Genomic DNA, 24636 nt, shown 5'->3' on the forward strand with positions numbered 1-24636 from the left:
CGCTGGTTAAGAAATTCGCCTCACATATAACCGCCACACTTTCCCGGGCAAGCGATTATCGGCACATTTCGCGAAGCTTTTCCGAAGTTTGCGCCGCCCCATTGCGAGGGCGGAAATACGTTCCTATTTGTGATGATCGCCCCCACCTTGACGAAGAGGACGCTCGACATGGCCGATGCTGCCGACAAGCCGAAACTCGAGAAGAGCGAAGCCGAATGGCAGGCGCAGCTTTCGCCCGAGCAATTCCACGTTCTGCGCCGTGCCGGCACCGAGCGGCCCTTTTCCGGCCCCTTCTGGAACACCTTCTCCAACGGCCTCTATTCCTGCGCCGGCTGCGGCACGCCGCTGTTTCGCTCGGACACCAAGTTCGACGCCGGATGCGGCTGGCCGAGCTTCTTCGAGGCGGTGACACCGGATGCGATCACGGAGATCGTCGACCGCTCGCACGGCATGGTGCGCACGGAAATCCGCTGCGCCACCTGCGACGGACACCTCGGCCACGTCTTCCCCGACGGCCCGCCGCCGACCGGCCTGCGCTATTGCATGAACGGCACCGCAATGACCTTCGAGGAGGAGTGAGGGCGGGCAGGTCACATCCCTCCCCGGCGCCCCGCCCCCTTAATCGTCATGGCGAATGATGCCGGTGACCGCACCGGCGAAGATCGCCGCGACGACCCAGCCCAGGATCACGAAGACCTTCTGGGCGGTGTGGGTGAAAGCGCCCCATCCGCCGCGCGCCGGAGACGGCGCCCAGGCCGCTTCCTGTCCCAGATCGACCAGCGGCAGCACCACATCGACGGCGTAAAAGAGCGGATTGAAGGTCTCGTAGTCGCGCCCGGCGCCGGTTTCGGAGGACCAGTCCGCGGGGGCTCGATCTCTTGCGGACAACGAGATGTCGGCACTCTCAGTTTCCGCTGGAACCTGCGGATATCACGGCCATTTCGGAAATGACGTTTGCAATCTCTTCCACGTTCTCAAGCGACATTTCGGAGCTGCCCGATCGCAGCAGATAGGACTGTTGAGCAACGGCAAATGCCAAAACCTGACCGATGATCGCGTGCGCGCGTATTATGATGGTTCCATCGTCCGCACGATGGTTGTTCAGTCGCGCAACAATACTGCTGACGGCTTTGTGTATCGGCTCGATGAAGCTTCGGAAAAGGAGATCGAAGTTTTCTGTTGGCCGAAGCTGCTCCCTGACGATCAAGATGGTGCGATCGGTCGACCGGCCGGGCGACAGGATCAGGAGCGTGAAGGCGCGGATCAGGGCGCGCAGGTTTTCCAGGCACAGAGCCCGCGACATCGTTTCGATCTCTGCGGCGGAGATTTGCAGCAGGCCCGTTGAGGCCAATCCATCCGCGATTTCCCTGGCGGTTTCTTCGAGCACGGCGGCGTAAACGCCTTCCTTGCCGCCAAAATGGTAGGGTATCGCGGCCTGATTGACGCCCGCTGCTTCGGCCAGGGTGCGTGTGCGCACACCGTCCATGCCGAACTCGGCAAAGAGTTTTAGTCCTGCATCAATCAGTTTCGCGCGTGTAATTTCCGAAGACTTGCTCTGACTCTCGATCCTGCTGCTCATCGTCTGGACTTTTTATGTATTGGAAAGCGCCCAACCGTGAATTCGGTCAGGCGCCTGCCTTGTTTCAACCGGCTCTCATTACGTTGGTCGAGTTCTGATTGAGCTCAATGCCTCCATCGGCGCCAACGAGAACGGTTCCACCCAGATTTGCCAGATGCCTGCCAAACGCGCAATTCGTTTCAAAGGCGAAGGACATGCCTTCCTGCAGCGGCAAGTCGCGCCATGTGGTCGGAAGGCGCCCGATCGAACCGTAAGCCGACGCTTCCGGCAGAGACTCCGGCCCAGGGGCCGATCCGAAGCCAATTGGCCCGTAGGGATTGATGCTGTGGATCAGGGGATGGACATGCCAGCCGCCGGAGGCGAGCAAGGGCGCTTCCATGATGTCCACGACTTCGCCGAATGTGCGCCCGGGACGCAGGGCCTGCAGCCCTTCCTCGTAGCAGGCCCTGGCAACGGCTGCGGCGCGTTCAAACTCCGGATGCGCCCTTCCCACCGTTATCGCGGGTTGGTGCTGGGTTTCGTACATGCCGTAGAATGCGAAGACCTCGGCAAGAACCACGTCACCTTCTTCGATCACCCTGGGTGGTTGGGCGCGATACGTCCAGGGAGCCGGTCCCCAGCCGATGAACTCGTGTCCGGACCCGAAAAGGACCTCCGCGGTAAAGCCGGCGTTGCGCAGGCATTCGGCTGTGGTCGCGGCGACGATATCAGCCTCACTCACGCCGGGCTTGGTCGCGGCCCTCATCGCTTCGCACATCTTTTCACCGATCCCGGCGGCATGTCGAATGAGGGCCAGCTCCTCCGCGCTATGCGCTGCGGTCAACATGAAGTACTCGCGATATACCGGCTTGAATTCGGCCTTGGGAAACGCCTCTCGGACGGCGTTCCATATGCCGAACGGAATGGCTCCGTCGAAGTAGAAGGGCGGATAGGGCTCCAGACCGATCACACCGACCTTCCCTGTGAGGCCAATGCGATCCAGGAGCGAAACCAGGTGCGCGCCGCTCTTGCCCACGTAGATCTGCTCGGGCTCAAGCCACTGCTGATCGCCACGCAAGCGTGCTTGCATGTGGTCGGATACGGCCATCGGAGCAAACGCAAGCACCACCGGCGGCTCATCTCCCTTGAAGACGACAATGGACCCCAGCCGATCATTGGTAAAATAGCTGTCGGGAGCGAAAGGGGCCGGAGCGGAGGACTCTCTGTCGCCATAGACAATGAGCCCCTCGACGCCGGCTTTCTTCATGATTTCACGTGCCGTTCCCCATCGCCGGTCACGCTCGGCGAGCGAAAGACGTGGCGCCGCATCCAGGTGCAGCGGCGCAGCACCCTCACTTGTGGTCGGGGTTGCGCTGGTGGCATTGGCCGAATGCAGATTGCTCAGCATGGCCGCCGCGGACAGTCCCAAAAAATCTCGGCGTTTCATGACATCCTCATGGAGACGTTGAACGCCTAATTCGTAATTCATTCGAATGAACAATTCAAATGAATTAATCATGCCTCCGGTCATATACCCCTGCTTGGCCCGGCAGGCTGACTTTCGAGAGGTGCGAGATCAAAGGCGGCGGATCTTTCGGGCGATTTGGGCCGGGCCCTCAGACGTCGAGACGCGCCAGGAACGCGGCGATGGCGGCGACAAGTTCGGCCTCGCGCATGCGATGCAGCATGTGTCCGGCCCCGGCCATCAAAAGCAGCTCCCCATGCGCGCCCGCAATGCGGCGGGCGTGGGCGGGTGAGCCGTACTCGTCGTCGACGCCATGGATGGCGAGCAGCGGACAGGTCACCTCCGCAAGAGCCGCATCCAGTGTCCAGTCGGCGAAGGCCGGATCGAGCCAGGTGCGGGTCCAGAATTCGACAACGAAGCGGGCCTTGTCGCCATGATGGCGCGCAAGCCGGGCGAGGCTCTCGGGCGTTCGGAACACCGCCTCCGCCGCGCGCACCCCCTTCAGCGTGCGCTCCTCGACAAAGGACTGGGCGGCAATGGTGACCAGCGCGGCGCATGCGCCGCGCATCCGAGCCGCCGTTTCCACGGCCATGCCCCCGCCGACGCTGTGACCGCAGGCGACAAAGCGGCTGAAGCCGAACGCCTCCTGCAGCAGCGGAACCGTATCGAGGCCCTCACGGGCGATGAAGTCGAAGCCGGACCGATGATGCAAGGGATCCGAGCGGCCGAACCCCAGCCGGTCAAAGGCGATGATCCGCCGCCCCGTTGCCATGGCGAGCTGTTCCGGAAAGCTCTTCCAGAGCGCGACACAGCCAAGGGATTCATGAAACAGAACGATCGGCGCAGGCCCTCGCGCGCCCGTCGACCCGAGCGCCTTCGGGGTCCACGCGCGCGCGAAACGGTGGGCTCCGTTCGGGCCGACCCTCCTGTCACGAACCCAAACGTCCTCCGCGACGATCCCCCCTCCTGCCCCCATCACTCCGCCGCCTCGCAAGGCCGGACGCGCGCCTGCGCCTCGGCGATGCGGGGCATGTTGACCTCGATCCAGTCGGCAAGTTCGCGCACACGCTCGCCCGCCTCGCACCCGAGCTCCGTGAGGCTGTATTCGACATGCGGCGGCACCACCGGATAGGAGCGGCGCGCGACCAGCCCGTCGGCTTCCAGCAGCTGCAGCGTCTGCGACAGCATCTTCTCGCTAACGCCCCCGACCTTGCGCCGGAGTTCGGCGAAGCGGAAGGTTCCCTCGCTCAACCCGAGAAGAACCAGCACGCCCCAGCGGCTGGTCGCATGCTTGAGAACCTCGCGCGAGGGACAAGCCACGCTGAACAGATCCCCCCGGCGCATGCGCTCCGACAGCGGCAGAGGCGCTTCGTCCTGGAAGCCAGGCGCGGGCGCTCCCGTCTTCCCGGCTTTCTCTTTCGTCATCCGCGTCTCCTTTCGGTGGCACGTTCCGGAGGAAGGCCATCTTTTTAAACTAACCTTTTTGTGCGTACTTACAAATCGAAAGTACGTGCTTCATATGGGGTGTATCGACGTTGCCCGAAAGGAGCTTTTCCATGATCGCAGTAACCGGCGCCAGCGGCGCTCTCGGACGCCATGTCATAGATGCGCTGCTCGAGACCGAAGCCCCCTCCTCCATCCGCGCCATCGTCCGCTCGCCGGAGAAGGTCGCAGACCTTGCCGCACGCGGCGTCCAGGTGGTGCGTGGAGACTATGACGCGCCCGAAACGCTCGGCACGGCGCTCGCCGGGGTCGACAGGCTGCTCATCATTTCCTCAAGCGAGATCGGCAAGCGCACGCCGCAGCACCGGGCGGTGATCGAGGCGGCGAAGGCGACCGGCGTCGGCTTCATCGCCTACACGAGCCTGCTCCGCGCCGACACGTCCCCGCTCGCTCTCGCAGAAGAGCACGTCGCGACGGAGGCCATGCTGGCGGAGCTTTCCGTGCCGGTGGCGGTGCTGCGCAACGGCTGGTACCTTGAGAACTTCCATTCGGCCATCGTCTCCGCCCCGGAGCTGGGCGCAATCGCCGGCGCCTCGGGAGAGGGACGCATTTCCGCGGCCTTGCGCGCCGACTACGCGGCCGCCGCCGCCAGCGTCCTGCGCGATCCGCCGACGGCGCAGACGGTCTACGAACTGGCCGGCGATACATCGTTCACCCGCGCGGAACTCGCCGCGGAAGTGGCCCGCCAGTCCGGCAAGCCGGTCGTCTACAACGACATGTCGCAGGCCGAGTATGCTGCCCTGCTCATAAAGGTCGGCCTGCCGGAGGGCTTCGCCGCGATCCTCGCAGATTCCGACGCCGGAACAGCGAAGGGCGCGCTCTTCAGCGACGACCGGACGCTGTCGCGCCTCGCCGGTCGGCCGACCGGCACGCTGGCGGCAGCGGTCGCGACGGCGCTCGCCGCAGCGAAGTAATCCGCCGGACATGATAGACAAAAGCCGGCGCGGAGAGTTCCCGCGCCGGCCTTTTCCTCTTGTGAGCCTATCCCATCATGACCGAGACACCCGGCCCCGCCCTGACGATCACCTACTGCCGCCAGTGCGGCTGGATGCTGCGCGCGGCGTGGATGGCCCAGGAGTTGCTGTCGACATTCTCGGAGGAGATCGGCTCCATCACCCTCGTTCCCGCGACCGGCGGCACCTTCACCATCACCTGCGACGGACAGCCCGTCTGGGACCGCAAGACCGACGGCGGCTTCCCGGACGCCAAACACTTGAAACAACGCGTCCGCGACCTCGTCTGGCCTGACCGCCCGCTGGGGCATTCAGACGGTCACAAGCAGGAGGAGTGAGCGGGAGAAGGCAATCCGCATGAGCCACATTTCAGGACATTGACGGACGGTCTATCCGCCGTGGTCCACGGCCTGAAAGACTTCCTGGGCTGCGTTGAGGCCGTTGATGGCGGCGGGCAGGCCGCCGTAGACGGCCATCTGCCAGATCGCCTCGATGATCTCCGTACGGCTGGCGCCGGCGGCGAGCGTGTGTTCGATGTTGATCTTGAGTTGCGGGCCCGTCTGGCCACCCAGAACCGTCAGCGCCGCTACCGTGCAAAGCTGGCGTGTCTTCAGATCGAGTCCTCCGCGCGCATAGTGGCGGCCGTAGGCCCATTCGATCAGGCTCTCGGCGAAGCCCGGGAGCAGATCGTCGTAGCGCTCGGCGAGCACGGCTTCGAGGTCCGGGTTCAGCCGTGCGGCGAGGCCCCGCCCTTTCTCCAGCGCGGCGCTCATGATGCCCTCCCCCGATGACCTGCCGCGGACGACAGCGCCTCGCTGAGCGGCGCGACCGGGTCATCGACCTCTCCGCTCTCGATCCGGCGATAGAGATCAACCTTGTCATCGAGCAGCTTCAGCGTTTCGCCCAGGCGGTCCAGATCGGCCGCGACCTTTTCGCGATGCCGCTCCAGCATCTCGCGGCGTTCGCGCACCGAGGCAACGCCGGGGTGGGTGCGCAGGTCGGCGTAACGCAGTCGGTCGCGCATGCCGAGCCCGGTCGCCTTCAGCCGGTCGAGGAAATCGAGCCAGCCGAGGATCGCCGTGTCGTAGATCCGCCGCCCGCCAGAATCACGCAGAGGCGCGGGAATGAGCCCGATCTTCTCGTAGTAGCGCAGGGTATCGACGCTCAGGCCGGTCCGCTGTGCAAGGTCACCGATCATCATCACGCAGCCTCCGCCGTCGACACTCCGAAGGCCGCTTCCAGTCGGGCCGTGTCCTCGAAAAACAGATAGTGCTCGATCTTCCCGTCGCAAAGCCTGGCTCGCAAGGCCCAAGTGGACACGAACAGGCGTCCGGTGTGGCGAACACGGTGCCGGAAGTGCCCCGATGCGAAGCCGAGCTTTGGGCTTTCCAGAAAGTCCTCGACCTCGAAAGCCTCCGTTTCGAAGGCCGCACGCAGCTCTCCAAGGAAGGCCCGCATCCCCTCCCGCCCGCGATAGGTACCGTAGATCGGCAGGCGCGGATCGGATGTCGCGCGAACCCCGACGATGGTCGCGTCCGCTGCGATGAAGGGCAGAACCCTCTCCGCGTCGCCGCTCGTCAGGGCTGAGAAAAACGCTTCAATGACGCTCATGGAGCTGTCTCCTGTTGGAACCAGCTTCGGACCCTGGGAGCTGGAGCGCGCTCCAGGTCAAGAGGAAAATTTCAATCGGCCTCCTCCTGACACCGTGCTGTCAGCATGTCTCGCCTTTATGGCGGACAAATGCGGAACGCGGGGTTTTCGCGCGCCGGGTTTCGGACCATATTGCGGTCATGGCCAAGCGACCCTCCTCCCCGTCCCGTTCCGCCCCCGATTCCGAGACCCGCGACGCCCGCGACGAAGCTGGCCCTGCGGGCTTCGGCGAGGCACCGCAGGCCGCTTTCGAGGGCGCGCCGCTTTCCGGGGGCGTGTCCGACTGGGCGCGGCAGATCGAGGAGGACACCGCGGCCGGAGCGAAGAAGCCCGCGGGCGGCAAGACCGCCGCGAGCGACAAGAGTAAGACGGCGAAACCCGCCCGCTCGGCGCGTGGCACCTCCATGGGGGCGACGAGCGATCCGCGCGAGCGCGCCGCTGGCGGCCTGAACCCGGTTTCCGGGCTCGACATGAGTCTTGAAGAGGCCGAAGCACTGCTGGCCAAGCAGGTCGCGGAGACCAAGAAGAAGCGGAAAGGCAAGGGCAAGGCGGCCGCGCCGGTGATGTCCGACGGCACCACGGGCCATACGGCCACCGTCGAGGCGCTTTCCGCGCTGATCGAGAGCGGCAATCCGCTGCACAAGAATGGCGAGGCCTGGGTGCCGCACCGCCCGTCGCGGCCGGAGAAGTCCGAAGGCGGCGTTGAGATCAAGCTCGTCTCTGAATACGAGCCGAAGGGCGATCAGCCGACCGCCATCGCCGATCTCGTCGAGGGGCTGTCGGCCCAGGACAAGACGCAGGTGCTGCTTGGCGTCACCGGCTCGGGCAAGACCTACACAATGGCGCAGGTGATCGCCCGCACCCAGCGCCCGGCGCTGATCCTGGCGCCCAACAAGACACTGGCGGCCCAGCTCTACGGCGAGTTCAAGAGCTTCTTTCCCAACAACGCCGTCGAGTATTTCGTCTCCTACTACGATTATTATCAGCCGGAGGCCTATGTCCCGCGCACGGACACCTACATCGAGAAGGAAAGCTCGGTGAACGAGCAGATCGACCGGATGCGCCACTCGGCCACCCGGGCGCTGCTCGAGCGCGACGACGTGATCATCGTCGCCTCGGTCTCGTGCATCTACGGTATCGGCTCGGTCGAGACATACACCGCCATGACCTTCGCGCTGGAGGTCGGAGAGCGCATCGACCAGCGCCAGTTGCTCGCCGATCTCGTGGCACTGCAATACAAGCGCAATGACGCCGCCTTCCAGCGCGGCACCTTCCGCGTTCGCGGCGACACGGTGGAGATCTTCCCGGCCCACTACGAGGACCGGGCCTGGCGCGTGTCGCTGTTTGGCGACGAGATCGAGACGATCACCGAGTTCGATCCCCTCACCGGCCAGAAGCAGGCCGAGATGAAGTCGGTCAAGGTCTACGCCAATTCGCACTACGTGACGCCCAAGCCGACGCTTGCCCAGGCGGCCAAGTCGATCAAGAGCGAGATGAAGCAGCGGCTTGAGGAGCTCAACGCCCACGGCCGGCTGCTCGAGGCGCAGCGGCTGGAACAGCGCACCCTGTTCGACCTGGAGATGCTCGAGGCGACGGGCTCCTGCGCCGGCATCGAGAACTACTCGCGCTATCTCACCGGGCGGGCGCCGGGCGAGCCGCCGCCCACCCTGTTCGAATACCTGCCCGACAATGCCATCGTCTTCGCCGACGAAAGCCACGTCACCATTCCGCAGATCGGCGGCATGTACCGGGGCGACTTCCGCCGCAAGGCGACGCTGGCGGAATACGGCTTCCGCCTGCCCTCATGCATGGACAACCGGCCGCTGCGTTTCGAGGAATGGGATGCGATGCGGCCCCAGACCGTCTGCGTGTCGGCGACACCGGGCGGCTGGGAGATGGAGGAGGCCGGCGGCGTCTTCGCCGAGCAGGTCATCCGCCCGACCGGCCTCATCGACCCGCCGATCGACATTCGCCCCGCCACATCTCAGGTCGACGACCTGCTCGGCGAGGTGCGCGAGATGGCGGCGAAGGGCTACCGCACGCTGGTCACCGTGCTGACCAAGCGCATGGCCGAGGATCTCACCGAGTATCTGCACGAGAACGGCGTGCGCGTGCGCTACATGCACTCCGACATCGACACGCTGGAGCGTATCGAGATCATCCGCGACCTGCGCCTCGGCGCCTTCGACGTGCTGGTCGGCATCAACCTCTTGCGCGAGGGCCTCGACATTCCCGAATGCGCGCTGGTCGCCATTCTCGATGCCGACAAGGAAGGCTTCCTGCGTTCCGAGACTTCGCTGATCCAGACCATCGGCCGTGCGGCGCGAAACGTCGACGGCAAGGTGATCCTCTACGCCGACCGCAAGACCGGCTCGATGGAACGCGCCATCGCCGAGACCAACCGCCGCCGGGAGAAGCAGGAAGCCTACAACGTGGAGCATGGCATCACGCCGGAGAGCGTGCGCCGCACCATCGGTGACATCCTGCAGTCGGTCTACGAGCAGGACCATGTGACGGTCGAGGCCGGCTACGCCGAGGACGGCAATCTCGTCGGCCACAACCTCAAGGCCCACATCGAGGATCTGGAAAAGAAGATGCGCGAGGCGGCCGCCGATCTCGAATTCGAGACCGCCGCGCGCCTGCGCGACGAGGTCAAGCGCCTGCAGCAGACGGAGCTGGCGCTCTCCGACGACCCGCTGTCGCGCCAGTCCGCCGTGGACGGCAAGACAGGCGGCTACAAGGGCGACAAGAAGTACGGCGCAAGCGCCAACATGCCGACGAAGTCAAAGGCGCGGAAGAACACGCTCGACGAGATGACCGTTGGCCGGACGGAAGTGCCGCTTGCCTCGGGACCGCTTCCGGCCAAACCCGGCGGAGCCCCCGAGGACGACGCGAAACCACTGGTGCGGGGCAAGATCGGCACAGGGTCCTACGAGGATCCGGCGGACGAAAAGCGCCGCCGCGGCCGCTCGAAGAAGAGTGGTCGCCCGGGGCAGTAACAAAGCTCACCACGGATTCGCCAGGCGGGCAAATCGCGATATTGCTCATGCGGCCCGGCTGGGGCAGACTCGGCGCATGAAGATGCTTGTGATCTGCCCTCTCCTCCTCGTCGCCGCCCTTGTTGCCACTCCAGCACGCGCGCAGCAGATGCCGACCTGTGCCACCGGCGGAGCATCGTCGGTGATTATCAACGGCAAGCCGGCCCTGCGGCTCTCGGATGTGGCGAGTTGCCCGCTGGGGATGTTCGAACCAGTTGCCGGCGTTTCAATCGAGGGCGAGCCGGCGGTGCGTCTGGTGGCGCCACGCGAAGGCTGCATCGGCGGCGGATCTGCGGATGTGATCATCGGCGGCGCACCCGCCGGCCGCGCCGGGGACGTTACCTGCCTGCCGAACTAGCACCGGGATCCCTCCCCGCCGCATTGGCACCATGCCGGCGAGGCCCGCCCGTTGGCTGGGCGATGTCAAGCGCCACTGCGCGGGATTTCCTCCGCGCCGGCGCCCAATGATGACCGGGGCAGACAGGTGAACGGGGGCGCGCGGGGGCGCCCCCGGCATCTCATGTTTCGGAACGCTCGATCCACTTGGGCGTTTTCGGCGCCTCATAGGCGGCGAAGGCGGCAAGCAGTGCCTCGGGCTTCTCCTCGACCAGAACCATGTCGCGCATCTCGGCGCGGACAAAGGCCTCGTCCCGCTGCTTGTCGAGGAAAGCCAGCAAGCCATCGTAGAAGCCCGCGACGTTGAGGAAACCGCAAGGCTTGCGATGATAGCCGAGCTGGCCCCAGGTCCAGATCTCGAACAGTTCCTCCAGCGTGCCGGCACCGCCCGGCAGGGCGATGAAGGCCTCCGAAAGATCCGCCATCTTCGCCTTGCGCTCGTGCATCGATCCGACGACGTGCAGCTCCGTAAGGCCGGTGTGAGCGAGTTCCTTTTCCTGCAAGGCCCGGGGCAAAACCCCGATGACCTCGCCGCCGGCGGCGAGCGCGCCATCGGCGACCGCCCCCATCAACCCGACCTTCGCTCCGCCGTAGACGAGGCGGCCACCGGTGCGGGCAATCGCCGCTCCGGTCGCGCGCGCCATCTCCTCATAGACCGGAAGCCGGCCCATGCTGGAACCGCAGAAAACGCAGACAGATACAGCCACAGGTCAGCCCTCTGCCAGTTCGGCAAGCACGCGGGCCCAGGAGCGGATGCCCTTGTGGTAGCTGGACATGTCGTATTTCTCGTTGGGCGAATGCACCTTGTCGTCATCCAGGCCAAAGCCGATCAGCAGCGAATCCATGCCGAGCATGGTCTTGAAGTCGCCAACGATCGGGATTGAACCGCCGCACCCGATCAGCGCCGCCTCGCGCCCCCATTCGTCGGCCAGCGCCTTGCGGCCCTTGTTGAGCGCAGGGCTGTCGAAGTCGAGGCGCAGCGCCGGCGCGCCGCCGTGCTTGGAGAAACTCACCGTGCAATCGTCCGGCAGGTGCTCGCGCACATGGGTGCGGAAGGCGAGCCGGACCTGATCCGGATCCTGATCGCCGACAAGGCGGAACGAGACCTTGGCATGGGCCTGGGACGGGATCACCGTCTTGAAGCCGGCGCCTGTGTAGCCGCCCCAGATGCCGTTGATCTCGCAGGTCGGGCGCGTCCAGATCTGCTCAAGAGCCTTGCGGTCGGTCTCACCGGCCGGGGTCTCCAGGCCGACGCCACCGAGGAAGGTGGAATGGTCGAAGCCGAGCTTGTCCCAGAGTGCCGTTACGTCCGCCGGCATCTCGATGACACCATCGTAGAAATGCGGCAGCGTCACCCGGCCGTCCTTGTCGTGCAGGCCGTCGAGGACCTTGACCAGAGCGTGAATCGGATTGAGCGCGGCGCCGCCGTACATGCCCGAATGCAGATCGCGGTTCGCCGCCGTGACGGTGATTTCCTCGCCGACGAGTCCACGCAGCATGGTGGTGATGGCCGGTGTCTCGCGGTCCCACATGCCCGTGTCACAGACCAGGGCCAGGTCGAGCGACAGCTCGTCCTTGTTGGCCTCGAGGAAGGGATGGAGCGAGGGCGAGCCGGATTCCTCCTCGCCCTCGATCAGGATCGAGACCGAAATCGGCAGGCCGTCTGTCTCGGCAATCCAGGCGCGTGCCGCCTCGACGAAGGTCATGAGCTGGCCCTTGTCGTCCGCCGCGCCACGCGCGACGATGACCTTGGACCCGTCCTCGCGGGTGGCGATCGACGGCTCGAAGGGATCGCGCTCCCAAAGCTCGAGCGGGTCGACCGGCTGCACGTCGTAATGGCCGTAGAACAGCACATGCGGGCCGGGCTTGCCCTCATCCTTGCGGTGACCGACGACCATCGGATGGCCGTGCGTGTCGCGCACCTCGGCGGGAATGCCGATCGCCGTCAGCTCCCGGGCGAGCCAGTCGGCGGCGGCCCGACAATCCGGCTTGAAGGCGGGATCGGTCGAGATGCTCTTGATCTTGAGCAGATCGAACAGGCGGTCGAGGGAGGCGTCGAAGTCGGCGTCGATACGGGAGAGAACCCGGTCGAGATCGGACATGGAAGAAGGCTCCGGAGTGATTTTTGCGAACCTGCGCGGCGAACGGCGCAAAGCTGTGGGAGCCAAAGATGGCCACAGTTCTTCTTCGGAGGCAAGCCGGACACGCCAACGGCCCCCCGAGAGGTTCGGGAGGCCGCTGGCCGCGGGGAAGTCGCGCCGCCCCGAAGGGCGACACGCTCAGAAGTTGCTCGCCTCGACGCAGGCGGTGGACACATTCGCCCCGTCAATCGCGCTGCCGTTCACCGAGAAGACGTTACCCGCCGCCTGGTTCAGCGAGGTCGCCATGTAGGGCGAGCGGCCGCAGGGAACGTCGGTGCCGGTGGTGGTGATACCGCCGTTGAGATTGCTGAAGGCGCCCATCATCCAGAAGCCGGCATTGCCCGCCTTGTCGATCGTGACGTTCTCGAATTCCAGGTTCTGCGAGGCATTGAGCATCTGCATGAGCTGGATGCCGATCAGATCCACATCCGAGATGGCGATGTTGCGGAAGCTGGAGTCGCGCACCTCCTGCACCATCATGCCGCTGTTGGTGGCGCCCGCGATCACGAGGTTCTCGAAGGCATAGCCCTTGTTCGATTCAGAACCGACGATGATCGAGCCGTCGCCACTGAAGCCGCTGATGTTGATGCCGCTGCGCTTGCCGGCATTGGTCACCGCACCGAGGCCGGTCAGGCTGGAGTTGCGGTAGGCAATGTCCCCCGAGGCGACAAAGGCGACGCCATCGGCGCCCGTGCGCTCGATGTTGACGCCGTCGAGCTCGGCGTTGTGGACATAGTGGAAGACCACCGCTTCCTTGCTCGTGTTCGACAGGTTGACGTTGGTCAGCACCAGATTCTCGGAAACATTGGCGAAAACGCCCATGCCGACCGTGTCGGCGGTCACGTCGCTGATCGTCGCACCGTCAACCCGGTTGAGGCGGATGGCCACGCCCTTGACCGTCGAGGTCGGGTTGAAGTTGCTGAAGCCGTCCGCGCCGGAGAAGCTGACGTTTGAGAAGCGGACGCCGGAAATGGTGAGGTTGGAGGCGTTCTCGACGTTGATGCCCCCCGATCCAACGTCGGTGATGGTCAGGTCGGCGAGCGTGACATTGTTCGCTCCGTCCGCATTGACCGCCGTCCGGCCGCCGGACAGGGTGAAGCCCGTCAGGCGCGCGCCCTCGGCCATCTCGAAGATGTCCGTCGTCGTGCTCGTGCCGTTGATGCGGGTGTCGCCGACGCGCATCGTACGGCCGGTCAGCGGATTGCGCACGTTGAAGGCACCCGCGACACGCTGGCTTGCCGTGAGGCTGATCGTGCCGGACACATCGATCCGCTCGCCCGCGCCATAGACAAAGATCTGCTTGGCCGCACCGGCGGTCTCGATGTCCTGCTCAAGCGTCGCGCTCGAGGCATCGAGGATCTCGAGGTTATCGAGGGCCGTCCCGGTGGCGGCATCGATCCCGGTCACGGCATCGCCAAAGGCGCCGGCCTGCGTCACCACATCGACGTCGCGAACCACGGTCTCCGTCATCCGCATCTCCAGCGGCGTCAGGTTCGAGCCGCCGTTGACGCCGAAGACACGCTGCAGCGGCAGGCGCAGGCGCGCACCGAAGAAGCCCTGGTTGCCGCGGGGCTCGTCATACTGGTACTCGGCAAGCAGGCTGACGCGGCTGCCTTCGAACAGCACGTCGTCGATGCGGTACTCGGCGCGCACGCGCGGTCCCCATACCGTCTCCGTGCGGTCCTCCCAGAAAGCGTAGCCGCCGCCATAGATCCAGAACTGGTCCTTGCCGTCGGCGGTGAGCTGGAGCCCCTTGAGAAGCGCGCCGGCTTCCGCGTCAAACCCGCGCATGGCCCGCTCCTGGCCCTCGCGCACGGTGATCGCGCCCGAGCCGACCGCGACGCTGTCATGGGAGGCGAGCGTCTGGCGGGTCTTGCCAACCGGCAGATAGGCGTTGGCGCGCAGCGTCAGGCTCTCGGTCATCGCCTCGGCACCGAGCGTGATCTGCTTGAAGTGATTGTTGTACTGGGACCGGCGATAGTCAAAGAAGCCGTAGGCGCCAAGGATCCACCGGTTGTCGATGATCTGGCGAATGCCGAGACCGGCATTGAGCTCCTGCGAACCCTGCTTGCCGAAGGCGCCACGGATATCCGTGTAGATCAGCCTGTCGAAGGTCTGGAACAGGGGCACGAAGAGCGAGGTCTCGCCAATGGCCGTCTTGGTGCCGACCTTGCCGCCGACTTCCAGATGCGCGCTCCATTTGGCACCCTCGTCCGCCATTGCCGGCAGACCGAGAAGAAGCGGCGAGCAAAGAGCCGTCGCCTGCAGGAAGCGGGACCGCGCACCGCTCGTGCGGGCGCGTCGGGGGGCGGTGTGTCGTCTTGTGTCAGCGTTTCTGGTCATGGTGGCGCAGGGCGGCACTCCGGCAGGCGAGCGACAGGATAGCCCTGCCGTCACGCCGGATGCGCGCACGGTTTCCGTGATTAGCATTGCAGGATTTACGGAGGTGGCCTTGCGTCTCTGGCTAGGTCATTCCGAGCGGTTCCGCGCGGCCCGTCGGACCGGCGATGCGCCACGGATAGAAGATCAAAAAACATGAGTCAATGACTCATGATTGTAGCTTTTCCATTGTATTAAAAAGATAAATCGCGTCGCTATATCCGTTTGGACACAAGCCTTACAGAACGCAGCGTCAATTGCGAGCGCAGACAGCCATGCCCTCTCCCACGGCTGCCCACGTTTTCCCCACCCTTGTCAAAACCCGCGTTTCAGGGACCCCATGATACCGCGAACCAGCGCCCGTCCGAGAGCCGAGCCGACGGAACGGGCAACGGACTTGGCTGCCGTCTCGACGACGGAATCAGAGCGCGAGCGACGCGTGGGCGCACGCGAGCGCCGAGGCTTGGGTGTGTCGTCGCGACCGAAATCCGGTATCGAGAAGCCGGAGCGGGTGCGCTTCGTCGTCCCGCGACGCGCAACCTCCTGTTCCTCGCGCATCTGCTGGCGTTCTTCCAGCCGCGCGGCTTCCTCGGCCCGCCGCTGCAGCACCTCGAAGGCCGACACCCGGTCGATGGGATCGTCGTAGATATGCGCCAGCGGGCTCGCGGCAAGAATCTCGCGCCGCTCCGCGTCGCCAATCGGTCCAAGCCGCGACGACGGCGGGCGAACCAGCGTGCGCTGCACGATGGAGGGGATGCCCTTGCCTTCCAGGGTGGAGACCAGAGCCTCGCCGACACCGAGTTCCATGATGACCTGGCTGGTGTCGAGATCCGGGTTGGGACGGAACGTCTCGGCCGCCGCCCTCACCGCCTTCTGCTCGCGCGGTGTATAGGCGCGCAGCGCGTGCTGGATGCGGTTGCCGAGCTGGGACAGCACCGTCTCAGGCACATCGAGCGGATTCTGCGTGACAAAATAGACGCCGACGCCCTTGGAGCGGATCAGGCGAACCACCTGCTCGACCTTCTCGAGCAGCGCCTTGGGCGCCTCGTCGAAGAGCAGATGCGCCTCGTCGAAGAAGAAGACCAGGCGAGGCTTCTCGGGATCGCCCACTTCGGGCAGTTCCTCGAAGAGCTCGGAAAGCAGCCAGAGCAGGAATGTCGCGTAGAGGCGCGGCGCGCCCATCAGCTTGTCGGCAGCCAGCACCGACACGACGCCGCGCCCATCGCGGGTCGTGCGCATCATGTCGCGGATGTCGAGCGCCGGCTCGCCGAAGAACGCTTCTCCGCCCTGGCGCTCAAGCACCAGAAGCTGGCGCTGGATCGCGCCGACAGAGGCCTTGGACACATTGCCATAGACCCGCGACAGTTCCGAAGCCCGCTCCGCCACATGGGCGAGCAGCGATTGCAGGTCCTTGAGATCGAGAAGCAGCAAGCCCTCGTCGTCGGCCAACTCAAAAGCGACGTTGAGGACACCTTCCTGAGTCGGGTTGAGATCCATCAGGCGCGACAGCAGCAGCGGCCCCATCTCGGAGACCGTCGCGCGGATCGGATGCCCCTTCTCGCCGAAGATGTCCCAGAAGATCGTCGGGAAGTCCTCGTAGACGTAATCGGCCTCGAACCCGATCTGGCGGGCGCGCTTTTCAAGGAAGTCCTTTTCCTCACCGGCGGCCGCGATGCCGGAGAGGTCCCCCTTCACGTCGGCGCAGAAGACGGGAACGCCGGCACTGGAAAAGCCTTCGGCCAGGATCTGAAGCGATACGGTCTTGCCCGTGCCGGTGGCGCCCGTGATCAGCCCGTGCCGGTTGGCCAGCTTGAGCGTGAGGTATTCCGGCTTCGTAGAGCCGCCGATAAAGATCTTGCCCGCGTCTTCCAGCATCGCACTCCAGCCCCGACAGCCCGGCACGCGCCCGGACTTCTTCCGCACGGCCCGCTCCGGCCGGCCGCTCCTGTCATGTAACGTGCCGCAGGGGTCGTGTATAGCTGTTGTGGATCGGCCCGCGCTGGTGTCAGATACACGAATTCATATCTTGATTCTGGAGGATCGAATGGACGAAATCATCAGCCGCATCGCCTCGGCCGCCGGCATCAGCGAGGATGTTGCGCGTGAGGCCGTCACGATTATCCTCAACTTCCTCAAGAAGGACGGCCCGCAGGAGCAGGTGGACAAGGTGCTTGCCGCCATGCCCGGCGCCGAGGCACTCGTCACCGAGGAAGAGCGCGGCGGCGGCATGCTGGGTGGCATGTTTGGCGGAGCGATGGGCGCCATGGGCGCGCTCAACAAGCTCAACAGCGCCGGCCTCGACATGGGCGAGATCCAGACCGTCACGCGCGAACTGGTGAAAGTGGCGCGCGAACACGCCGGCGACGAGCTGGTCGACAAGGTCATCGATGGAATTCCCGGCCTCGGCCAGATCGTCTAGGCACGGGCGAACAAGGAACAGGCAGGGAGCGGCGGCGCGCCGGGGCAACGCGCGCCGATCCGCAGAAGGTCCGTCAATCATGGTCCAAGGACCGGCACCACGGAGAAGAAGATGTCCTATTCCATCGACGAGATTGAGGGTATCGGCCCCGTCTATGCGGAAAAGCTGACCGCGATCGGGATCAAGACCACAGCAGCCTATCTGGAACGGGCCAAGGATCCCAAGGGACGCAAGGCACTCGCCGAGGAAACCGGCATCGATGACAAGCGCATCCTGAAGTGGGCGAACATGGCCGACCTGATGCGCATCAGCGGCGTTGGCGAGGAATATTCCGAGCTGCTGGAAGCAGCGGGCGTCGACACGGTCAAGGAACTGAAGCACCGCAACGCCGCGAACCTGGCCGCCAAGATGAAGGAAGTGAACGAGGAGAAAAAGCTCGTTCGTCAGCTTCCGAGCGAAAGCGCGGTCGAGAAATGGGTGGAGCAGGCGAAGTCGCTCGACCCGATGATGACCTACTGACGCGACCTGGCAAGGGCGCCCGGGTCAACCTGGCGTCTTTGCCCTGCTGTCGACTGAAGCTGTTCCAAGCACCGGCGTCGGCTGTGTTTTTGCAAGGCCTCCCCATTTCACGCGAGAGTGCCTTGCCGCCGCGACGTCCCGGCCGATCCATACGGGAAATTCCGCTGGCACCCGTTGCCGTTTGCCGGTCAGGTGCCTATTTTCCCTTGTGAGACAGGCATCCGCGACACACGCTCGCGGCGTCGCCGCTCTGGCCCGCCAGCCGCCTCACGCGGCACGGGTCATCTCAATTAACTCGCGCAGGTGCACGGCTGCGCGTGCCCGCCGCACTTGCGGGCCGCCGAGCCGCGCTCGCCCTGCACATCGAACTGCCCGACTTACTCGGAGGACGTCACTATGGCTTTTGAACTCCCGGATCTTCCCTACGCCTATGATGCGCTTGGCCCCTACATGTCGGCTGAGACGCTCGAGTACCACCATGACAAGCATCATCAGGCCTATGTGACCAACGGCAACAAGCTGCTCGAGGGATCGGGTCTCGAGGGCAAGTCTCTCGAGGACGTCATCAAGGAGAGCTTCGGCAAGAACGCCGGCCTCTTCAACAACGCCGCGCAGCACTTCAACCACATCCATTTCTGGAAGTGGATGAAGCCGAATGGCGGCGGCACCAAGCTTCCGGGCACCGTTGCCTCGAAGATCGATTCCGATCTCGGCGGCTATGCCAAGTTCCGTGAGGACTTCCTCGCCGCCGGCGCCGGCCAGTTCGGCTCCGGCTGGGCCTGGCTCGCCCTCAAGGACGGCAAGCTGGAAATCATGAAGACGCCGAACGGCGAGAACCCGCTGGTCCATGGCGCTGCGCCGCTGCTCGGCGTCGATGTGTGGGAGCACTCCTACTACATCGATTACCGCAACGCGCGCCCGAAGTACCTCGAGGCCTTCGTCGACAACCTGATCAACTGGGAGTACGTCGAGGAACTGCTCCAGAAGGCCTCCTGATCAGGTTCGCCCGGCACGCAAAGCCGGAGCAAGCAGATAGAAAAGGCGGGACCCAAGGGTCCCGCCTTTTTCGTATCTACCAAGCAGGAGGCCGAAGGCGCGCGATCACGCGCCCTTGCGGCAGGACTGCGTGAACACCTGCAGGAAGTAGCCCGACATATAGGTGAGGAATGCCTGGCACTCGGCCTGGGTCTTGAAGCAGCCTTCGCGCGAATACTGGCTCACGCGAAGGTCCACCTGCTTGCGCCCGCCGATAAGGCCGCGCCAGACGTTCTGCGCCCCGTATTTCTGCGACATCGCCTTGCAGTCGTACTGGGTGCCGTAGGTCTGGGGCACATAGGCCGGGTCATGAGTCGGCGCGAAAAGCAGATCGGACAGGATGCCGGCATTGGCCGGCACGGCCTGCGCGGCGGCAAGGGCGACGGCAAGACAAAGGGCGGTCGACGTCCTCGACAGGCGGTTTCGCATAGTGGCCTCTTCTGGTCTGTTCATTGGGCAAGGTGCCCGGCCGCGTGCCGGCGCCTCATGAGGTGATCCCGCGCTTTCACGCGCCTTCCCGGCATTTTTCAAACTAAAATGCGGCGGGAGAAGGGGGAAATCGCATGCGACAGCCTAGCGCCCATCCCTTTCGGCAATCTTATCGCATGAGGCAGGTTTCGAAGGGTCCATACTGTTTTCGCCGCCTCCGCACCAATACCGATGCGCTTGAAATGATTTCATTTAATCATTATATTCGAAATATAGAATTCACTTATGCGTTGTCACGCCCTCGCCAAGGAAAGAGATCCATCATGTCCCTCGTTACCAGCAATGTCGGCGGTGTCGACCGCGCTCTCAGGATCGTGGTCGGCCTGGCGCTGATCGCGTTCGCACTGTTTGGCCCGGCGGATGTCGCATGGAAATGGGTCGGCTTCATCGGCGTCGTGCCGCTGGCGACCGGGCTTTTTCGCTGGTGCCCGGCCTATACGCTCTTCGGCATCAAGACCTGCAGCACCAGCTGACCGGCACCCGGATGTGAACCGGATCCGGAGAGATGTGCCAGCCGCGAGCCCCATGCGGATGGCACGAGGACATTCCGGACCCGGAAAGCGGGCGGAGCGCCATGCTCCGCCCGCTTTCTTTGTTATACCGGCTCACGGCTTGTGGAAGGTGACCTCTACCGTTCCGATCACGAAGCCGTATTTCATCACATTGGCCGTGTTTCGCACCGTCTTGCGGTCGACCTGCGTCAGCGTGTCGTAGAACCGCAGCGCGACGGGGCCGTCGGCCGTCTCGACCGTTGCAGGATAGTCGAAGCGCAGCCGAGAGCCGCCCGAGCGGATGTTGACGGGCGTCAGCACGTCGGACCGCGAGGCGATATAGCGGTCGGCCGCGACCTTTTGAAAGAACCAGACCTTCGTGTCCCGCTCGCCATCGGCGTAGCGGAAATCCTCGCGCAGACGCAGGGTAAAGGTCTTCGCGTTCCAGGTACCCCGGGTCACCACGGTGAAGGGACGCCTGACGCCGGCAAAGTCGCTGACAAACACGCCCTCACCCACCGTCCGGCCCTGGAAGAATTCCTCGAGAACCAACGGACGGGCTCCGGCGGCCGAGGCGGCGCTTGCAGCGATCAGGGACAGAACGAAGACCGCGGCAAGCACGGCGAACCAGGCGCGTACGCTTCGTCGCGCGGCTTCCTGGCAGAAGACGAGAACAGGCATCGACGGTCTCCCGGATCGCTTGAGGGACAGAGGCGGCGTCATCGCACCGCCTCTTCCCTTTCCTACGCGCCTGAGCCCATCGTGGATTGCTTCTTCAGCCCGCCCGGCCCGCGACCTTCAATGCGAAGGCATAGACGAGGGCCACTTCCTTCAGCCGGTCGAAGCGGCCGGAGGCTCCGCCGTGACCGGCTTCCATGTTGGTCTTCAGGTAGAGCGGCGCCTGGTTGGTGCGAAGCTCACGCAGGCGGGCGACCCACTTGGCGGGCTCCCAGTAGGTGACGCGCGGATCGGTCAGGCCACCAACGGCAAGGATCGGCGGGTAGTCCTGCGCGGCGACATTGTCGTAGGGCGAATAGGCCGCGATCGTGCGGTAGTCCTCCAGCGAAGCGAGCGGATTGCCCCATTCCGGCCATTCCGGCGGGGTCAGCGGCAGGGTCTCGTCGAGCATCGTGTTGAGCACGTCGACGAAGGGCACTTCCGCGATAATGCCGCCAAAGGCCTCCGGCGCCATGTTGGCCACCGCGCCCATCAGCATGCCGCCGGCGGAACCACCCTGCGCCACGATCCGGTCGGAAGAGGAGAAGCCCTCACTGGCGAGATGCCTTGCGGCGGTGATGAAATCCCTGAAGGTATTTTCTTTCTGCGCCCGTCGCCCGTCCTTGTACCAGCGAAACCCCTTGTCCTTGCCGCCGCGCACATGGGCAATGGCATACACAAAGCCGCGGTCGACCAGCGAGAGGCAATTGGTGTTGAAGCTCGCAGGAATGGTAATGCCATAGGAGCCGTAGCCATAGAGAAGGCAGGGTGCCGACCCATCGAGCGGCGTGTCCTTCCTGTAGATGAGCGACACGGGAACCGTCTCGCCGTCGGCGGCCGGCGCGTGAATGCGGCGCGTGACATAGTCGCCCGCGTCATGGCCGGAGGGCACTTCCTGGGTCTTGCGCAGCGCCCGCTCGCGCGTCTCCATGTCGTAGTCGAAGACCTGCGCCGGCGTCGTCATCGACGAATAGGAAAAGCGGATGCGGTTGGTGTTGAACTCGTAGCCATCCGACAGACCGAGCGAATAGGCCTCCTCGTCGAAGGAAATGGCGTGTTCCAGGCCGTCGGCAATGCGCCGGACGACGATGCGCGGCAGGCCGTCCTCACGCTCCAGCCGCACCATGTGCTTGGCGTACACCGTGTGCGACAGGATCAGCCGCCCGCTCCGGTGTGGTACCAGGTCCTGCCAGGCATCGCGCCCCGGGTTCGACAGCACAACTTCGGCCGCGGCCGTTGCGATGCGGAAGTCCTCCGCGCCATCGGCATTGGTCAGGATGTAGAGCGTGCCGGCACCGTCATCGTCGACCGTGTATTCCGTGCCGGTCTCGCGCGCAGCGACCAGGCGCGGCTCGGCGGTCGGCGTGTCGGACGGAATCAGCCAGGTTTCCGACGTTTCGTGATCATGGATGTCGATGCTGATGAACCGGCCCGACTGGGTCTTGCCAACACCCATGAAGAAGCCCGCATCCGCCTCCTCGTAGACAAGAACGTCCGCGCTCGTCGGCGTGCCGATCTCGTGGCGGAACAGCTTCGAGGGCCGGTGATTGTCGTCAAGCCGCACATAGAAGACATAACGTCCGCAGGCGGACCAGACGCCACCGCCACCGGTGTCCTCGATCACGTCGTCGAGGTCGCGACCGCTCTTCAGGTCGCGGATCTTCAGGGTGAAGAACTCCGAGCCCTTGTCGTCATAGGCCCAGGCGAGCCTGCCATGATCGGGCGCGTGCATGGCGCCGGCCAGACGGAAATAGGCTTTCCCCTCGGCCTCACGGTCACCGTCGATGAGGATTTCCGCACCCGCACTGGAATCCTCGCCGAGCCGGTCGCGCTCGATGCGCACCAGCCGCGGATGCTGGCCTCCGGCCACGTAGGAAATGCCGTAGGCAAAGGGGCCGTCAGGCATCGGAACAGAGCTGTCGTCCTCCTTGATCCGGCCTTTCATCTCGGAAAACAGCGTGTCCTGAAGGACCTGTGTGTCGGCCATGGCGGCTTCGAGATGGGCGTTCTCCGCCTCGAGATAGGCACGGATCTCCGGATCCAGTGTTTCCGGTGCGCGCATGACCTCCTGCCAGTTGCCGGCGCGCAGCCAGTCGTAAGGGTCCTCGCGCGAGATGCCGTGGATCTCGTGGGTGACCGGGTGCTTGCGGGCCTGCGGAACGGCGCTCTCGGAAGCGGCGTCGGGACGGGCGGCGGACGTTGGGGAGGCTGTGTCTTTGAGCATGGGGCGGAATTAGTCATTCGCGGGACGTCTGGCAAGGGCTGGCGATGATGCTGCGGCGCAAGACAGGATGCACCCCAATCCGATCTGTGCTATTGCCTTGCCCGAAGAGTGGGTGACGTCCTGCGCACGCAGAACGGCCGGCCCCTCCAGCACCCGAAGACCGCGGGGAGCCCGACGCGGGCACCTCCAGCAAGAAGCGAGCGGTTCGCGCGCGCCCTGAAGGCCGCACCGCTCCGGAGCCGCCGCCATGAGCGACCGAAACACCACCACGCTGAACCCGGAAGCGCGCACCCGCGTCGAGCGCCCGCGCCTCTACAAGGTTCTCCTGCTGAACGATGATTTCACGCCGCGCGAATTCGTCGTGGCCGTGCTCGCGGCCGAGTTCCGCATGAGCGAGGACGAGGCGGCCCGCGTCATGATCACCGCGCACCAGCAGGGTGTCTGCGTCGTTGCCGTGTTCCCGCGCGACGTCGCCGAGACCAAGGCCTCGCGCGCCTCCGACGCAGGCAAGGCCAACGGCTTCCCGCTGCGCTTCGAGACCGAACCGGAAGAGTGAACCGGGCAACCGCTGCCTGCCAGGGCGGACGGGTGGTTGGCAGAGGAGCGGATCAGGCCAGCGCGAGCAGGCCGTTCAGATCGTTGAGCACCGCGGCGGGCGGCAGGTCGGCGTATTCGTCAGCCGCGCCTGCGCGGTTGATCCACACCGTGCGGAAACCGAACGCCGTCGCTCCGGCAACGTCCCACCGGTTCGAGGACTGGAAGGAGACCGTCTCCGGATAAATCCGGAAGTGATTGGTGACGATCTCATAGACGTCCTGACTGGTCTTGTAGGTCTTGAGCAGATCGACCGAGAAGACCTCGTCAAGCAGATCGCCGATACCGGCGGCGCTCACGGCGGCTTCCAGCATCGCCGGCGAGCCGTTCGAAAGGATCGCCAGCCGGTGGCCGTCATCCTTCAGCCGCTTGAGGACGGTCGGCACCTCCTGATAACAGTCGAGCTTCCAGTAGGCCTCCAGAAGCCGGGCCCGCAGCGCATCGTCGCTGTGGCCGACGATCGACATCGCCGTATCGAGCGCCTGTTCCGTCAACGCCCAGAAGTCGAGATAGCGGCCCATCAGCGCCCGGGTCCAGGAATACTCGAGCTGCTTCTCGCGCCAGATCGCGGACAGCCTCTGCGCCTGCGGAAGATCGCCCGCATGCCGTCGCACCGCGGCATGAACGTCGAAAAGCGTTCCATAGGCGTCGAAGACATAGGCAGAGATCGGGCGGGCGGCGGTATGCGACATGAGAGGTCCTTGGCGGGAAAGCCGGTTTTCCGGAAACCGTCGCAGAGTGACCGCGCGCAAGTCGCGAAGTCAATGGCCCAGTCCCGCCAGCAACCAACACCTGTTTGTGAAATCCCCGTCACGGCGCGGGATGGCGCCCCATCGTCGGCAACGCCCCTACGGACGAAGCAGGCCCCGCGCCAGCCGAGCCCTTCCTTGAAGAACCGCCGTGCTTGCGCGACATCGGGCACGCCGAGGGAAGGGCAGGAAAAATTCTCCTCGCGATATGGTGTTTCACGCCCCTGTGAGAGCCATGCAAGGCGACTTGAAAAACAATCCATTCGTTTTTCCACCGGATGGGGGCAAACGCTTGACCTTGCCGGCCTAAGGGCGT

General features: G+C 64.8%; 26 protein-coding genes. 10 read left to right on the forward strand and 16 right to left on the reverse strand.

Features of this window, described 5'->3' with window-relative positions:
• Nucleotides 1–168: 168 nt before the first annotated feature.
• Complete coding sequence (msrB, locus tag ACN0WF_RS15690) at nucleotides 169–579, forward strand: peptide-methionine (R)-S-oxide reductase MsrB (RefSeq protein WP_417773720.1); 411 nt, start codon at nucleotides 169–171, stop codon at nucleotides 577–579.
• A 39-nt stretch (nucleotides 580–618) separates the two neighbouring features.
• Here msrB and ACN0WF_RS15695 read toward each other — a convergent pair whose 3' ends face one another.
• The 5 genes from ACN0WF_RS15695 to ACN0WF_RS15715 form a co-directional block, all read right to left on the reverse strand.
• Nucleotides 619–888: a hypothetical protein gene (locus ACN0WF_RS15695; protein ID WP_417773721.1), complete on the reverse strand. Its 270-nt coding sequence runs from the start codon at nucleotides 886–888 to the stop codon at nucleotides 619–621.
• Between the two features lie 16 nt (nucleotides 889–904).
• Complete coding sequence (locus tag ACN0WF_RS15700; protein WP_417773722.1) at nucleotides 905–1579, reverse strand: CerR family C-terminal domain-containing protein; 675 nt, start codon at nucleotides 1577–1579, stop codon at nucleotides 905–907.
• A gap of 64 nt (nucleotides 1580–1643) precedes the next feature.
• Nucleotides 1644–3089 carry a M24 family metallopeptidase gene (locus tag ACN0WF_RS15705; RefSeq protein WP_417773723.1) on the reverse strand — a complete coding sequence of 482 codons (1446 nt, stop codon included), beginning with the start codon at nucleotides 3087–3089 and terminating at the stop codon, nucleotides 1644–1646.
• An 85-nt stretch (nucleotides 3090–3174) separates the two neighbouring features.
• Complete coding sequence (locus ACN0WF_RS15710; protein WP_417773724.1) at nucleotides 3175–3999, reverse strand: alpha/beta fold hydrolase; 825 nt, start codon at nucleotides 3997–3999, stop codon at nucleotides 3175–3177.
• The gene (locus tag ACN0WF_RS15715) at nucleotides 3999–4448 is read right to left on the reverse strand and encodes a winged helix-turn-helix transcriptional regulator (protein WP_417773725.1); all 450 of its coding nucleotides are present in this window, start codon (nucleotides 4446–4448) and stop codon (nucleotides 3999–4001) included. Before ACN0WF_RS15715 ends, ACN0WF_RS15710 begins: the two co-directional genes overlap by 1 nt.
• A 131-nt stretch (nucleotides 4449–4579) precedes the next feature.
• Here ACN0WF_RS15715 and ACN0WF_RS15720 point away from each other — a divergent pair, with 131 nt between their 5' ends.
• Together ACN0WF_RS15720 and ACN0WF_RS15725 are read left to right on the forward strand one after the other, a co-directional pair.
• Nucleotides 4580–5440 carry an SDR family oxidoreductase gene (locus ACN0WF_RS15720; RefSeq protein WP_417773726.1) on the forward strand — a complete coding sequence of 287 codons (861 nt, stop codon included), beginning with the start codon at nucleotides 4580–4582 and terminating at the stop codon, nucleotides 5438–5440.
• A 77-nt stretch (nucleotides 5441–5517) separates the two neighbouring features.
• On the forward strand, nucleotides 5518–5817 hold the full coding sequence (locus ACN0WF_RS15725; RefSeq protein WP_417773727.1) for a SelT/SelW/SelH family protein: 300 nt from the start codon (nucleotides 5518–5520) through the stop codon (nucleotides 5815–5817).
• 51 nt (nucleotides 5818–5868) lie between these two features.
• Here the strand turns inward: ACN0WF_RS15725 and ACN0WF_RS15730 are convergent, their stop codons facing one another.
• The 3 genes from ACN0WF_RS15730 to ACN0WF_RS15740 are packed head-to-tail and all read right to left on the reverse strand — an operon-like array spanning nucleotide 5869 to nucleotide 7090.
• Nucleotides 5869–6252 (reverse strand): carboxymuconolactone decarboxylase family protein, encoded by a 384-nt coding sequence (locus tag ACN0WF_RS15730; protein ID WP_417773728.1) that lies wholly within the window; start codon nucleotides 6250–6252, stop codon nucleotides 5869–5871.
• The gene (locus tag ACN0WF_RS15735; protein ID WP_417773729.1) at nucleotides 6249–6680 is read right to left on the reverse strand and encodes a MerR family transcriptional regulator; all 432 of its coding nucleotides are present in this window, start codon (nucleotides 6678–6680) and stop codon (nucleotides 6249–6251) included. The genes ACN0WF_RS15730 and ACN0WF_RS15735 overlap by 4 nt, the downstream gene beginning before the upstream one ends.
• Nucleotides 6680–7090, reverse strand: a complete 411-nt coding sequence (locus ACN0WF_RS15740; protein WP_417773730.1) for a nuclear transport factor 2 family protein — start codon at nucleotides 7088–7090, stop codon at nucleotides 6680–6682. Before ACN0WF_RS15740 ends, ACN0WF_RS15735 begins: the two co-directional genes overlap by 1 nt.
• 179 nt (nucleotides 7091–7269) lie before the next feature.
• On the opposite strand from ACN0WF_RS15740, the gene uvrB reads away from it, so the two are divergent.
• Both uvrB and ACN0WF_RS15750 read left to right on the forward strand, forming a co-directional pair.
• Nucleotides 7270–10128, forward strand: coding sequence for an excinuclease ABC subunit UvrB (gene uvrB / locus ACN0WF_RS15745; protein ID WP_417773731.1), 2859 nt, complete (start codon nucleotides 7270–7272; stop codon nucleotides 10126–10128).
• A 76-nt stretch (nucleotides 10129–10204) separates the two neighbouring features.
• Nucleotides 10205–10525 carry a PAAR domain-containing protein gene (locus ACN0WF_RS15750; protein WP_417773732.1) on the forward strand — a complete coding sequence of 107 codons (321 nt, stop codon included), beginning with the start codon at nucleotides 10205–10207 and terminating at the stop codon, nucleotides 10523–10525.
• A gap of 160 nt (nucleotides 10526–10685) precedes the next feature.
• Here the strand turns inward: ACN0WF_RS15750 and ACN0WF_RS15755 are convergent, their stop codons facing one another.
• The 4 genes from ACN0WF_RS15755 to ACN0WF_RS15770 form a co-directional block, all read right to left on the reverse strand.
• Nucleotides 10686–11270 carry a TIGR00730 family Rossman fold protein gene (locus ACN0WF_RS15755; RefSeq protein ID WP_417773733.1) on the reverse strand — a complete coding sequence of 195 codons (585 nt, stop codon included), beginning with the start codon at nucleotides 11268–11270 and terminating at the stop codon, nucleotides 10686–10688.
• Nucleotides 11271–11273: 3 nt separating this feature from the next.
• The gene (locus ACN0WF_RS15760) at nucleotides 11274–12665 is read right to left on the reverse strand and encodes a dipeptidase (protein WP_417773734.1); all 1392 of its coding nucleotides are present in this window, start codon (nucleotides 12663–12665) and stop codon (nucleotides 11274–11276) included.
• A 177-nt stretch (nucleotides 12666–12842) separates the two neighbouring features.
• Nucleotides 12843–14924, reverse strand: coding sequence for an inverse autotransporter beta domain-containing protein (locus tag ACN0WF_RS15765; RefSeq protein ID WP_417773735.1), 2082 nt, complete (start codon nucleotides 14922–14924; stop codon nucleotides 12843–12845).
• Nucleotides 14925–15398: 474 nt separating this feature from the next.
• Complete coding sequence (locus ACN0WF_RS15770) at nucleotides 15399–16958, reverse strand: helicase HerA-like domain-containing protein (protein ID WP_417773837.1); 1560 nt, start codon at nucleotides 16956–16958, stop codon at nucleotides 15399–15401.
• 169 nt (nucleotides 16959–17127) lie between these two features.
• Between ACN0WF_RS15770 and ACN0WF_RS15775 the strand changes: the two genes are divergently transcribed.
• The 3 genes from ACN0WF_RS15775 (at nucleotide 17128) to ACN0WF_RS15785 (ending at nucleotide 19017) form a co-directional block, all read left to right on the forward strand.
• On the forward strand, nucleotides 17128–17502 hold the full coding sequence (locus ACN0WF_RS15775; protein WP_417773736.1) for a DUF2267 domain-containing protein: 375 nt from the start codon (nucleotides 17128–17130) through the stop codon (nucleotides 17500–17502).
• Between the two features lie 111 nt (nucleotides 17503–17613).
• Nucleotides 17614–18021, forward strand: coding sequence for a DUF4332 domain-containing protein (locus tag ACN0WF_RS15780; protein WP_417773737.1), 408 nt, complete (start codon nucleotides 17614–17616; stop codon nucleotides 18019–18021).
• Nucleotides 18022–18417: 396 nt separating this feature from the next.
• The gene (locus ACN0WF_RS15785; protein ID WP_417773738.1) at nucleotides 18418–19017 is read left to right on the forward strand and encodes a superoxide dismutase; all 600 of its coding nucleotides are present in this window, start codon (nucleotides 18418–18420) and stop codon (nucleotides 19015–19017) included.
• Nucleotides 19018–19122: 105 nt separating this feature from the next.
• On the opposite strand, the gene ACN0WF_RS15790 is transcribed toward ACN0WF_RS15785, so the two are convergent.
• A complete protein-coding gene (locus tag ACN0WF_RS15790; protein ID WP_417773739.1) occupies nucleotides 19123–19485 on the reverse strand; it encodes a hypothetical protein in 363 nt (120 codons plus the stop codon).
• Nucleotides 19486–19808: 323 nt separating this feature from the next.
• On the opposite strand from ACN0WF_RS15790, the gene ACN0WF_RS15795 reads away from it, so the two are divergent.
• Nucleotides 19809–20018: a DUF2892 domain-containing protein gene (locus tag ACN0WF_RS15795; RefSeq protein WP_417773740.1), complete on the forward strand. Its 210-nt coding sequence runs from the start codon at nucleotides 19809–19811 to the stop codon at nucleotides 20016–20018.
• A 132-nt stretch (nucleotides 20019–20150) separates the two neighbouring features.
• Here the strand turns inward: ACN0WF_RS15795 and ACN0WF_RS15800 are convergent, their stop codons facing one another.
• Both ACN0WF_RS15800 and ACN0WF_RS15805 read right to left on the reverse strand, forming a co-directional pair.
• Nucleotides 20151–20717: a DUF3833 family protein gene (locus ACN0WF_RS15800; RefSeq protein WP_417773741.1), complete on the reverse strand. Its 567-nt coding sequence runs from the start codon at nucleotides 20715–20717 to the stop codon at nucleotides 20151–20153.
• A 94-nt stretch (nucleotides 20718–20811) separates the two neighbouring features.
• On the reverse strand, nucleotides 20812–22977 hold the full coding sequence (locus tag ACN0WF_RS15805) for a S9 family peptidase (protein WP_417773742.1): 2166 nt from the start codon (nucleotides 22975–22977) through the stop codon (nucleotides 20812–20814).
• 247 nt (nucleotides 22978–23224) lie between these two features.
• On the opposite strand from ACN0WF_RS15805, the gene clpS reads away from it, so the two are divergent.
• Nucleotides 23225–23533: an ATP-dependent Clp protease adapter ClpS gene (clpS, locus tag ACN0WF_RS15810; RefSeq protein ID WP_417773743.1), complete on the forward strand. Its 309-nt coding sequence runs from the start codon at nucleotides 23225–23227 to the stop codon at nucleotides 23531–23533.
• Between the two features lie 52 nt (nucleotides 23534–23585).
• Here the strand turns inward: clpS and ACN0WF_RS15815 are convergent, their stop codons facing one another.
• Nucleotides 23586–24263 (reverse strand): haloacid dehalogenase type II, encoded by a 678-nt coding sequence (locus ACN0WF_RS15815; RefSeq protein WP_417773744.1) that lies wholly within the window; start codon nucleotides 24261–24263, stop codon nucleotides 23586–23588.
• Nucleotides 24264–24636 lie beyond the last annotated feature (373 nt).

Origin of the sequence: Stappia sp., from assembly GCF_048268045.1 — a bacterium.
GTDB lineage: Bacteria > Pseudomonadota > Alphaproteobacteria > Rhizobiales > Stappiaceae > Stappia.

What these genes read in the sequence shown, in the direction of transcription:
- msrB (WP_417773720.1), top strand. Translation starts at nt 169, where the DNA reads ATGGCCGATGCTGCCGACAAGCCGAAACTCGAGAAGAGCGAAGCCGAA.
- ACN0WF_RS15700 (WP_417773722.1), bottom strand. Translation starts at nt 1,579, where the DNA reads ATGAGCAGCAGGATCGAGAGTCAGAGCAAGTCTTCGGAAATTACACGC.
- ACN0WF_RS15705 (WP_417773723.1), bottom strand. Translation starts at nt 3,089, where the DNA reads ATGACCGGAGGCATGATTAATTCATTTGAATTGTTCATTCGAATGAAT.
- ACN0WF_RS15710 (WP_417773724.1), bottom strand. Translation starts at nt 3,999, where the DNA reads ATGGGGGCAGGAGGGGGGATCGTCGCGGAGGACGTTTGGGTTCGTGAC.
- ACN0WF_RS15715 (WP_417773725.1), bottom strand. Translation starts at nt 4,448, where the DNA reads ATGACGAAAGAGAAAGCCGGGAAGACGGGAGCGCCCGCGCCTGGCTTC.
- ACN0WF_RS15720 (WP_417773726.1), top strand. Translation starts at nt 4,580, where the DNA reads ATGATCGCAGTAACCGGCGCCAGCGGCGCTCTCGGACGCCATGTCATA.
- ACN0WF_RS15725 (WP_417773727.1), top strand. Translation starts at nt 5,518, where the DNA reads ATGACCGAGACACCCGGCCCCGCCCTGACGATCACCTACTGCCGCCAG.
- ACN0WF_RS15730 (WP_417773728.1), bottom strand. Translation starts at nt 6,252, where the DNA reads ATGAGCGCCGCGCTGGAGAAAGGGCGGGGCCTCGCCGCACGGCTGAAC.
- ACN0WF_RS15735 (WP_417773729.1), bottom strand. Translation starts at nt 6,680, where the DNA reads ATGATGATCGGTGACCTTGCACAGCGGACCGGCCTGAGCGTCGATACC.
- ACN0WF_RS15740 (WP_417773730.1), bottom strand. Translation starts at nt 7,090, where the DNA reads ATGAGCGTCATTGAAGCGTTTTTCTCAGCCCTGACGAGCGGCGACGCG.
- uvrB (WP_417773731.1), top strand. Translation starts at nt 7,270, where the DNA reads ATGGCCAAGCGACCCTCCTCCCCGTCCCGTTCCGCCCCCGATTCCGAG.
- ACN0WF_RS15750 (WP_417773732.1), top strand. Translation starts at nt 10,205, where the DNA reads ATGAAGATGCTTGTGATCTGCCCTCTCCTCCTCGTCGCCGCCCTTGTT.
- ACN0WF_RS15760 (WP_417773734.1), bottom strand. Translation starts at nt 12,665, where the DNA reads ATGTCCGATCTCGACCGGGTTCTCTCCCGTATCGACGCCGACTTCGAC.
- ACN0WF_RS15765 (WP_417773735.1), bottom strand. Translation starts at nt 14,924, where the DNA reads ATGGCGGACGAGGGTGCCAAATGGAGCGCGCATCTGGAAGTCGGCGGC.
- ACN0WF_RS15770 (WP_417773837.1), bottom strand. Translation starts at nt 16,958, where the DNA reads ATGCTGGAAGACGCGGGCAAGATCTTTATCGGCGGCTCTACGAAGCCG.
- ACN0WF_RS15775 (WP_417773736.1), top strand. Translation starts at nt 17,128, where the DNA reads ATGGACGAAATCATCAGCCGCATCGCCTCGGCCGCCGGCATCAGCGAG.
- ACN0WF_RS15780 (WP_417773737.1), top strand. Translation starts at nt 17,614, where the DNA reads ATGTCCTATTCCATCGACGAGATTGAGGGTATCGGCCCCGTCTATGCG.
- ACN0WF_RS15785 (WP_417773738.1), top strand. Translation starts at nt 18,418, where the DNA reads ATGGCTTTTGAACTCCCGGATCTTCCCTACGCCTATGATGCGCTTGGC.
- ACN0WF_RS15790 (WP_417773739.1), bottom strand. Translation starts at nt 19,485, where the DNA reads ATGCGAAACCGCCTGTCGAGGACGTCGACCGCCCTTTGTCTTGCCGTC.
- ACN0WF_RS15795 (WP_417773740.1), top strand. Translation starts at nt 19,809, where the DNA reads ATGTCCCTCGTTACCAGCAATGTCGGCGGTGTCGACCGCGCTCTCAGG.
- ACN0WF_RS15800 (WP_417773741.1), bottom strand. Translation starts at nt 20,717, where the DNA reads ATGCCTGTTCTCGTCTTCTGCCAGGAAGCCGCGCGACGAAGCGTACGC.
- ACN0WF_RS15805 (WP_417773742.1), bottom strand. Translation starts at nt 22,977, where the DNA reads ATGCTCAAAGACACAGCCTCCCCAACGTCCGCCGCCCGTCCCGACGCC.
- clpS (WP_417773743.1), top strand. Translation starts at nt 23,225, where the DNA reads ATGAGCGACCGAAACACCACCACGCTGAACCCGGAAGCGCGCACCCGC.
- ACN0WF_RS15815 (WP_417773744.1), bottom strand. Translation starts at nt 24,263, where the DNA reads ATGTCGCATACCGCCGCCCGCCCGATCTCTGCCTATGTCTTCGACGCC.